Raw genomic sequence first — 9,557 nt, forward strand, 5'->3', positions numbered from 1 at the left:
GCGGACCAGTCCACCGACCCGCCGGTGACCATGCAGCCAGCAGCAGAAAGCTAAACAAAATCAACAAACTGTCTCAGTTGACTTGACAGGTTCCGCTCGCACGTGATCAAGCGCGGATAGCCACCCTCAGCTACGGCTCGCGAGGCCCAGCCGTAGCTCAGACATGGGATCAAGCCTGGATAACCGCGCTCACCTACGGCTCGCGGCACCCAGCCGTAGCTCAGACATGGGATCAAGCGTGGATAACCGCGCTCACCTACGGCTCGCGGCACCGAGCCGTAGCTCAGGCATGTGATCAAGCGTGGATAGCCGTGTTCGGCTACGGCTGGCACGGCGGCCGGCCGACCAACTCAAGTTGATCATCGGTTGCTATCGGCGCGTGTCGGCTCGGTTCATGAATTGCCGCACCCGCGCCTGCGACTCTGGCGGGCCCACGGCGTCACGGTGGGTCACCGGCAATGGCGGAGCGCTGCGGCTTTGCGTCATTCCGTGGGGCCTGGAGCGTCCGCTGCTTTCCGCATAGCGCCGTCGTCACCGCTGACGCCGGCACGCCGGGTGAGGTCCACTGGCGCTGGCACCCGCCGCCCGTCGCGCCACGCCGTGCTGCCGCGCCGCACGCTGCCACGCCACGCCACGCCACGCCACGCCACGCCACGCCACGCCACGCCACGCCACCGATTTTGACGGTTTCGTGGTCTGGTGACCCTTCCCGCGAACGTGGCACGTTTTGCGATACGGGAGTCCTGGCCAGCGTAAACCCGCCGATGTGACGAGACGCGCGGATTGGAACCCGATCTCCGGGGTACGTGAAGTACGTCCCGTTTCGCCAGATCGAGGAGCTCAGATGACTGCCGTCGCCAACCCGGCCACCGTCGAGGAATGCCTGCGCCTGGGTGCCGGGTTCTCGCAGGGTGACCGGAACTGGATCGCCGAGCTGTTCAGCACGCTGGACGCGCGGCTCGCCAGCTTCCACGCGGACGCCACGGACCTGGAGCTTTCGGTGAAGGAACGCGGTGGACGCGGGCAACACGTCTCGCTGATCTGCCGGATCGCCGGGCGGGAGGAGATCGTCACGACGTCCTCCGAGGAGGATCTGCACGCGGCTGTCATGGACGCCCGCGACGATCTGCGCCGGCGCCTCAACGACTCGAAGAGCAAGCAGGAGCCGCGGCACAACCGGCACCTGCGCGACGTCCCGCAGCCGGTGACGGACGGCGAACTCGAGGTCTGAATTCCGCTAGCCGACGGGCCGCCGGACAGTGTTTGCTTCCGGCATGAGTTTGCTGTCCGAGCGGTCCGTTCGCGTCCCGAGCAGTGCGGTCGCCGCCGCGAGCGTCACGGTCGTCCTCTGGGCGTCCGCCTTCGTCGGCATCCGGGCCGCCGCCCCGCACTTCGCACCGGGCTCGCTCGCGCTCGGCCGCTTGCTGACCGGCGCGATCGTCCTGCTGGTCTTCCTCACGCTGCGGCGGCAGGGCCTGCCACCCCGCGCGGCCTGGCCGGGCATCGCGATCTCCGGTGTGCTCTGGTTCGGCTGCTACATGGTCGCGCTGAACTGGGGTGAGGAGCTCGTCGACGCGGGCACCGCGGCTCTCGTCGTCAACGTCGGCCCGGCCGTCATGGCGCTGCTCGCGGGCGTGTTCCTCGGCGAGGGCTTCCCGCGGCGGCTGCTCGCCGGCATCGCGGTCTCGTTCGCCGGCACGGTCGTCGTCGGACTGTCGATGTCGGGCGGCGGGCACTCCCCCGTACTCGGTGTGCTGCTCTGCCTGGTCGCCGCGATCACGTACGCGGCCGGTGTGGTCGCCCAGAAACCGGCGCTGCGGCACGCGTCCGCGCTGCAGGCCACCACGTTCGGCTGTCTGATCGGTGCGCTCACGTGCCTGCCGTTCGCCGGTCAGCTCGTCTCGGACGTGCGCACGGCGCCGCTGAGCGCCACGCTCAACGTGGTCTACCTCGGTGTGTTCCCGACCGCTGTCGCGTTCACCACGTGGGCGTACGCGCTGGCCCGCACGACCGCCGGCAAGATGGGCTCGACCACGTACGCGGTGCCGGCCGTCGTGGTCGTGCTGTCCTGGCTGCTGCTCGGCGAGGTGCCGGGCTGGCTCACCCTGGCCGGTGGCGTCCTCTGCCTGGCCGGCGTCGCGGTGTCCCGTGGCACGACGCTGAGACTCGGGCGACGCTGAGACTCGGACGACGCTGAGACTCGGGCCACGCTGAGACTCGGGCGACGCTGAGACTCGGGCGACGAGCCTGACCTCTCTAGGATGGCCGAGTGATTCTTGGCCGCCGATCGGAGATCAGGACGCTGGTGGATCTGCTCGGCGGCGCGGTGGCCGGCGCCGGCGGCGCGCTGGTGCTGCGCGGCGAGGCCGGGATCGGCAAGTCGACGCTGCTGGACCATGCCGCCGATCTCGCCGGCGGCCTCGGCCTGCGAGTGCTCGGGACGGCCGGGGTGCAGGCAGAGGTGCACATCCCGTATGCGGGGCTGCACCGCCTTCTCCGCGCCGTGCCGGACCTGGCCGGCACGGCCGTGGCGATCCTCGGCTCGCCGGACACGCTGCCGTTCCGCGCGGCGGCGGCCCTGCTCGACGTCGTGGACGCGCACGACACCCCGGTCCTGATCGCGGTCGAGGACCTGCAGTGGCTGGACGAGGCGAGCTGGGAAGCGCTCGCGTTCGTCGCCCGGCGTCTGGGCGCCGGTCGCGCGGCGATGCTGCTGACCGCACGCGACGGCCGGGACGTCAACCACCGGCTCTCCGGTGCGGGCCTGCCGGAGGTACGCCTCGAGCCGCTGAGCCGGGACGAGTCGGCCGAGCTGCTGGCATCGGTGGCGCCGGGCCTCGCCCCGACGCTGGCCTCGCAGGTCCTGATCACCGCGCAGGGCAATCCGCTCGGGCTGGTGGAGCTGGGCGACGCGGCAGCCCGTTACGGCAGCACCGCGGTCCTGCCGAATCGGCTGCCGCTGAGCGAGCGGCTGGAGCGCACGTTCTCCGGGCTCGTCGCCGAGCTGCCGCCGGTGACCCGCTCACTGCTGCTCGTCGCCGCGCTGGACGACGGCGACGACCTGGCCGAGATCGTGCGCGCGTGCCGGCTGGTCGAGCCGCGCACGGTCCGGCCCGAGGACATCGACCCCGCCGTGGCGACCCGGCTCGTGCACGTCGACGAGGGGACCCGGGTCCGTTTCCGGCATCCGCTGCTGCGGTCCGCGCTCTACCAGTCGGCGACGGCGGCGCAGCGGCGGCGGGCGCACGCGGCGCTGGCCGAGGCGCTGACCGGCGATCCGGAGCGCAGCGTCTGGCATCAGGCGGCGGCCGCCGCCGGCCCCGACGAGGAACTCGCCCGGCAGCTGACCGAGACCGCGACGCGGGCGCAGTACCGGCAGGCCGCCGGCATCGCCATGACCGCGTTCGAGAGAGCGGCCCGGCTCAGCGAGGATCCGGCTGCCCGCGGCCGCCGCCTGATAGCGGCCACCGAGATGGCCACCGAGCAGGGCGACAACGCCGCCGTCAACCGCCTGCTGGCGGAGATCCGGCCCCACGAACTCGACCCGAGTGACCGGGCCGTCTACGACCTGCGGCAGGAGACCCATCTCGGCACGCGATGGTCCGGCAGCGAGTGGCTGGGCCGGGTCGCGGACGCGCTCGAAGCCCTCGCCGCCGCCGGCGAGACCGTCCGGGCGGTCCGGTTGCTCGACAACATCGCGTTGCGCACCCACTACTCCGACGCGGACCCGGCCGCCGTCGAACGCGTCGTGGCGGCGATCGACCAGGTGGCGGCCGGGTCGGACGATCCTCGCCTCCAGGCCTACGTCGCGCTGATCGCCCCGATCGCTCGCGGCGCGCCGGCCCGGCGCCGGATCCGGGAGCTGCTGGTGGCGGGCGGCATCGATGCCTACACCATGTCGATGCTCGCCCTCGGCGCCGCCGCGGCCGGCGACAACGCGATGGCTTGCGAGTTGCTGGCCGTGGCCGCGACCGGCCTGCGGGATCAGGGCCGGCTCGGCATCCTGTGCCAAGCCCTGATCACCCACGCGATGAACGCGGGCCACCTCGGCGACGCGCGGACGGCGATGTCACTCGTGCCGGAGGGCGAGGCGCTCGCCCGGGAGGTCGGCGAGCCGAACTGGCTGCCGACGGCCTGGATCGCGGCCGGGACCGCGGAGGCCCTGCGTGGGAACCTGGCGGCCGCCGAGGAGCGGGCGGCGGCCGCCGAGTCCGTGCTGCTGCCGTACGGGCGTAATCCGCTCCTCGCCGGCGTGCACCAGGTGCGGGGCATCGCGGCGATCGCTGCGGGCCGGCCCGGGGAGGCGTTCCGCGAACTGGCCCGGATCTTCGACCCGGCCGACAACTCCTATCACCTCTACACCGGGTTCTTCCTGGTGGCGCACCTGGCCGAAGCGGCGGCCGGCTGCGGCGCGACGGCTGCGCTGCGACCGCTGGTCGAGGTGCTCACCCCGGCCGCCGAACAGGGTCGCGCTCCGGCGCTGCTGGCCGGCCTCGGCTACGCGCGGGCCGTCCTCGAGGACAGCGCGGAGGCGTGGGAGAAGGCGGTCGGCGAGGATCTGACCGGCTGGCCGTTCGAGCGGGCCCGGCGGCAGCACGCGTACGGGTCGTGGCTGCGCCGCCACCGCCGTCCCGCCGAGTCCCGCCCGCTGCTGCGCGCGGCCGCCGCCACGTTCGACGCGCTGGGCGCCACGGCGTGGGCCGATCGTTCCCGGGCCGAACTGCGTGCCTCCGGTGAGTCGTTGCGCAAGCCGTCCGACGCCACCGCCGGTCTGACCCCGCAGGAGACGCAGATCGCTCGGCTGGCCGCCGAGGGGCTGAGCAACCAGGAGATCGGCGAGCGGCTGTTCCTGTCGCCGCGCACGGTGAGCACGCATCTCTCCAGGATCTACCCGAAACTGGGCATCCGCTCGCGCACCGAACTGGTCCGGGCACTGCCGAATACATAGTTCTACGTACGCGAGCGGCGTACCAGTTTTCCTAGATTTCAGGTATGCCTTTGGGAAAACGGCTCCGTCAGGCTCGGCGATCGGCGGGACTGACCATGGAACAGCTGTCGGAGTCGTCCGGTGTGAGCGTCCGGGCGATCAGCGACCTGGAGCGGGGACACATCCGGGCGCCGCAACCGCGGACGCTCACCGCGCTGTCGGCCGCTCTCGGCATGACCACGGCCGAGCACCAGCGGCTCGCGGACGATGCTCGCGCGCTGCGGATGCACACCGCCGGCGCTCGGCCGCGCCTGTGCGAGCCACCGCGGGCGGTGACCGATTTCGTCGGCCGCGCCGCGGAACTCGACCTGCTCCGGCAGGTCGCCGCGGCCGGTGCGAAGGGCGGCGGGCCGGTGCCGATAGTGCTCGTGCACGGACAGCCCGGCATCGGCAAGACGGCGCTGGCGGTCCGCGGCGCCGCGCTGCTGCGGGACGGTTTCCCGGACGGCTGTCTCCACCTGGACCTGCGCGGCGTCGACCCGGAACCGGCGGACGCCGGTGAGGTGGCCGGCCTGCTGCTGAGAGCCCTGGCCGTGAGTCCGCGCCGGATCGGTGCCGGCATCGGCGAGCGGTGCAGCCAGCTGCGTGCGATCTTGCGGGACCGGCGCTGCCTGCTGGTGCTCGACAACGTCGCGGACGAGGCGCAGCTGCGCCCGCTGCTGCCGGGCGCCGGGCCCGGGCTGGTCCTGGTGACCAGCCGCCGGATGCTGGGCGGCCTGGAAGGCGTGCTGCGGATCGCGCTCGCGCCCTTCGCGCCCGCCGAGTCCGCCGCGCTGCTGCGGGCCATCGCCGGGCAGGCCGCCGACCCGGCCGCGGCCGATGACGTGGCGGCGCTCGCCCGGCTCTGCGGCCACCTCCCCCTGGCCCTGCGGATCGCCGGCACCCGGCTGGCGAACCGGCCGGCCTGGACCGTCGGCACCCTGGTGGCGCGGCTCGCCGACGCGGACCGGCGGCTCGCGAACCTGCACACCGGCGACACCGGGGTGGCGGCTGCCTTCGCGCTGTCGCACGCTCAGCTCTCCGGGGCGGGCCGGGCGCTGTTCCGGCGGCTCGCGCACGTCCCGGAGGCCGGCTTCACGGCGCCCCTGGCGGGTGTGCTGGCCGGCTACCACCCGGACGACGCGTCGGACCGGCTCGACGAGCTGGTCGAGCTGGGACTGCTGCAGCATGAGGGCGCCGACCGGTACCGCTTCCACGACCTGATCCGATTGTTCGCCCGGGAACGGCTCGGGGTCGAGGAGCCGGCCGGGACCCGGGCCGCCACCCGGGAACGGATGCTCCGCTGGCTCGAGGCGAGCTGACCGAAATTCTGCAGGTCGTCTCGCATGGCCCCGGGCGGCCGGCGTTGATTGCATTTCCAGTGCGGCCATTCGGGCCGTACCACGGAAAGGCCTTTGATCTTGATGTCTTCTCCCGTTTCCCGCCGCACGGTGCTCGCCGGGACGGCGGCCGCGGCGGCCGTCGTGGCCGCGACCGGATCACCGGCGGCCGGCTCGCCCGCAACCGGCTCCGGCCACCGGCCGAAGCCCACGGTCGTGCTGGTGCACGGCGCGTTCGCGGACGCCACCGGCTGGTCCGATGTGATCAAGCGGCTGACCGCGGACGGATACACCGTCCTCGCCCCGGCCAACCCGCTGCGCAGCGTCACCGGCGACGCCGCATACCTGGCGAGCTTCCTGTCCACCATCAGCGGGCCGATCGTGCTGGTCGGGCACTCCTACGGCGGCTTCGTGATCACCAACGCGGCGCTCGGCAACCCGAACGTGAAGGCTCTCGTCTACGTCGCCGCGTTCGCGCCGGACGCCGGCGACGACGTGGCTCACCTGACCGCGCGGTTCCCCGGCAGCCTGCTCGACCCGGCGACCGCCATCGACTTCCGGCCGGCGGACGGTGGCGCCGACGGATACGTCAAGAAGGACGTCTTCCGGACGATCTTCGCCGGTGACCTGCCGCGTTCCACCACGGATGTCATGTGGGCGACCCAGCGACCCGGTCACTCCTCCACCCTGCAGACCGCGTCCGGCGAGCCGGCCTGGAAGACGATCCCGTCGTTCTACCTGGTCGCCCGCGAGGACAACCTGATCCCGTCGGCCGTGCAGCGGTTCATGGCCCAGCGGGCCGGCGCGCACACCGTCGAGGTGCGGGCCTCGCACGTCGCGATGATCTCCCAGCCCCGGGTCACCGCCGACCTGATCCGGAAGGCAGCCCGGGGGACCACCCGATGAGCTGCGCCGAACCGGCCTGGCAAGCGGTCGCCGACCACGCGCTCAGCTGGGCGCAGCGGCACTGATCGTTTTTCCGAAGAGCGCCATGGGTACGCTCCCAAACCGTGATGGCTCTCCTGCTCGACATCGCGAACATCCTGGGTGGCCTGCTCCTGGCCGTGCCGCTGGTCCGCGGCCTGCCGAAGGTCGGCGACCCGCTGGGCCGGTTCACTGACAAGATCGCGCCCTGGGCCTGGCTGGTCGGCGTCCTGGCGCTGGTCACCGGCGGGTACTACCTGATCGTCCACCTGGTCTCCGGCCCGCAGCTGTTCCACTTCGAGGTGGTCGGCATCGCGGTCGGCGTGATCCTGCTCTGGGACCGCCTCACCGGCCGCCGGGCGCTGACCGCGGGCGGCGAGAACCCGGCCGGACCAGCGGTGCTGTCCGGCCGGGCTCTGGTGCTCGCCATCTTCGGCGTGATCGCCGTCCTGGTCGGCCTGCAGGGGCTGTTCACCCCGAACTGACCGCCGCTCGGTCAGCGCAGGACGGGCACGTCGTCCCCGCCGCCGTACTGGTGGCCGCCGGTGATCTGGTTGCCGGTCTTGACGCTCTTCACGTGCCACTGGCCGACGTTCTTACGGAAGACCGCGATGTCGGTCGCGCCGTCACCGTCGTAGTCGGCGACCGCCGGAATGTCCGTGGCGTTGCCGCCGTACGAGTGGCTCGCCAGGATCTGGGTGCCCTTGGCGTAGCTCTTGACGTGCCAGTCGCCGTTGCCGTGCCGGTAGACACCGAAGTCGCCGTAGCCATCACCGTCGAAGTCACCGGTCACCGGGATGTCGCTCGGGTCACCGCCGTACGAGTGCTGCGCCAGCAACTGCTGACCGTTGCGCAGGCTCTTGACGTGCCACTGGCCGTTCGCCTTGCGATAGACACCGATCTCGTCGAAACCGTCACCGTTGAGATCGGTCACCACCGGCTCGTCACTCGGGTCCCCGCCGTACTCGTGGCTCGCCAGGATCTGCGTCCCCTTGGCGTAGCTCTTGATGTGCCACTGACCGTTGTCCTTGCGATAGACACCGAAGTCGTCGTACCCGTCACCGTCGAAGTCACCAGTCACCGGAACGTCACTCGGGCCACCACCGTACGAATGCTGCGCCAGCAACTGCTTGTCGTTCTTGACGTCATAGACGTGCCACTGGCCGTTCGCCTTGCGATAGACACCGACCTCGGCAACCCCGTCACCGTTCAGATCCGCCGAGACCGGCACGTCACTCGGGTCACCGCCGTACGGGTGGCTCGCGAGAATCTGCTGACCGTTCGCCAGGCTCTTCACGTTCCACCAGCCGTTCGCCGTCCGGTAGAGCGCGAGGTCCGCCTTGCCGTCGCCGTTGAAGTCGCCCTTCGTGGCCTCCCGCTGCTCGGCCTGGCCGGCCAGGGCGGCCAGCCCGCTGACCGAGCCGTTGAACACGTCGCGGTCCACGTTGCCGCTCACGCCCGGGACCGAGCCCTTGCTGGTGTACTGCCAGAACGTCCACCGGCTCCAGCCGGACGGCAGCGCGCCGGGCGCGTCGGCGTAGGTGGCGTGGAACAGCGGCAGCGACCCGAACGCGGTGGTGCTGCCGGTGCACGGGTTCCACCAGTTCGGGTTCGTGTAGATCACCGGGTTGACGCCGGTCCGCGCCTTCACCTGGTTCACGAACGCGCGGATCCAGTTCACCATCTCGGTGGTGCTCAGCCCGTAGCAGGGCGACGGGCTGCCGGAGCCCTCCCACGGCCACTCGATGTCCAGCATCGGCGGCAGCGTGCGGCCGTCCTTGGCGAACTTCGCGTTGTCGATGAAGAAGTTCGCCTCGGCTACGCCGGAGTTCCGGTCCGGGCGGGCGAAGTGGTACGCGCCGGCGTACAGGCCCGCGCCCTTGGCGCCGGCGTTGTTGGCGGCGAACGAGGAGTCGACGAAGTGGGTGCCCTCGGTGGCCTTGGCGTAGGAGAACTTCTCGCCGGACGCGCCGACCGAGGACCAGGCGATGGTGCCCTGGTGGTGCGAGATGTCGATGCCGCGGACGCTGTAGTCGCCCGGCGCGGCGGCAGCGGTCACGGCTTTCGCGGTGACGGCCTGGTCGTAGGGCACGCCGTAACCGGCGTGGGCCTGACCGTCGCCGGGGGTGTCGGCGGCGGCCGCCGCCGGGGTGGCCGAGCCGGCGAGGAGGGCGAGAGCGAGGGCGGACGAGATGACGAGGGGTCGCATGACTGTCTCCAGGGAGGAAAGTGGCGGCCGCGCGCCGGGGGGGGGGGGCGGGCGCGCCGGGGCGGGGGGGCCCCACACGGGGGGGAAGGAAGAGGCGGGGGGGGGGAAGAGTGGAGAA

The 9,557-nt window shown here is 72.0% G+C and carries 7 protein-coding genes; 6 read left to right on the plus strand and 1 reads right to left on the minus strand.

What is annotated here, in order from left to right; genetic code table 11:
- The first annotated feature begins 844 nt into the window (after positions 1-844).
- The 6 genes from AB0F72_RS41860 to AB0F72_RS41885 all read left to right on the plus strand — a co-directional run bounded on the left by AB0F72_RS41860 (position 845) and on the right by AB0F72_RS41885 (position 7,715).
- Positions 845-1,231, plus strand: a complete 387-nt coding sequence (locus AB0F72_RS41860) for an HPF/RaiA family ribosome-associated protein (protein ID WP_360444805.1) — start codon at positions 845-847, stop codon at positions 1,229-1,231.
- 43 nt (positions 1,232-1,274) lie between these two features.
- On the plus strand, positions 1,275-2,180 hold the full coding sequence (locus AB0F72_RS41865; RefSeq protein WP_360444808.1) for a DMT family transporter: 906 nt from the start codon (positions 1,275-1,277) through the stop codon (positions 2,178-2,180).
- 89 nt (positions 2,181-2,269) lie between these two features.
- Positions 2,270-4,948 (plus strand): AAA family ATPase, encoded by a 2,679-nt coding sequence (locus tag AB0F72_RS41870; protein WP_360444811.1) that lies wholly within the window; start codon positions 2,270-2,272, stop codon positions 4,946-4,948.
- A gap of 44 nt (positions 4,949-4,992) precedes the next feature.
- A complete protein-coding gene (locus AB0F72_RS41875; RefSeq protein WP_360444814.1) occupies positions 4,993-6,288 on the plus strand; it encodes a helix-turn-helix domain-containing protein in 1,296 nt (431 codons plus the stop codon).
- A 102-nt stretch (positions 6,289-6,390) separates the two neighbouring features.
- Positions 6,391-7,212 (plus strand): alpha/beta hydrolase, encoded by an 822-nt coding sequence (locus AB0F72_RS41880; RefSeq protein WP_360444817.1) that lies wholly within the window; start codon positions 6,391-6,393, stop codon positions 7,210-7,212.
- A gap of 107 nt (positions 7,213-7,319) precedes the next feature.
- The gene (locus tag AB0F72_RS41885) at positions 7,320-7,715 is read left to right on the plus strand and encodes a hypothetical protein (RefSeq protein ID WP_360444823.1); all 396 of its coding nucleotides are present in this window, start codon (positions 7,320-7,322) and stop codon (positions 7,713-7,715) included.
- 11 nt (positions 7,716-7,726) lie between these two features.
- On the opposite strand, the gene AB0F72_RS41890 is transcribed toward AB0F72_RS41885, so the two are convergent.
- Positions 7,727-9,439, minus strand: coding sequence for a GH25 family lysozyme (locus tag AB0F72_RS41890; protein ID WP_360444820.1), 1,713 nt, complete (start codon positions 9,437-9,439; stop codon positions 7,727-7,729).
- Between the last annotated feature and the right edge of the window lie 118 nt (positions 9,440-9,557).

This window comes from Actinoplanes sp. NPDC023936, from assembly GCF_040639325.1.
In the GTDB taxonomy this organism is placed as follows: Bacteria; Actinomycetota; Actinomycetes; order Mycobacteriales; family Micromonosporaceae; genus Actinoplanes.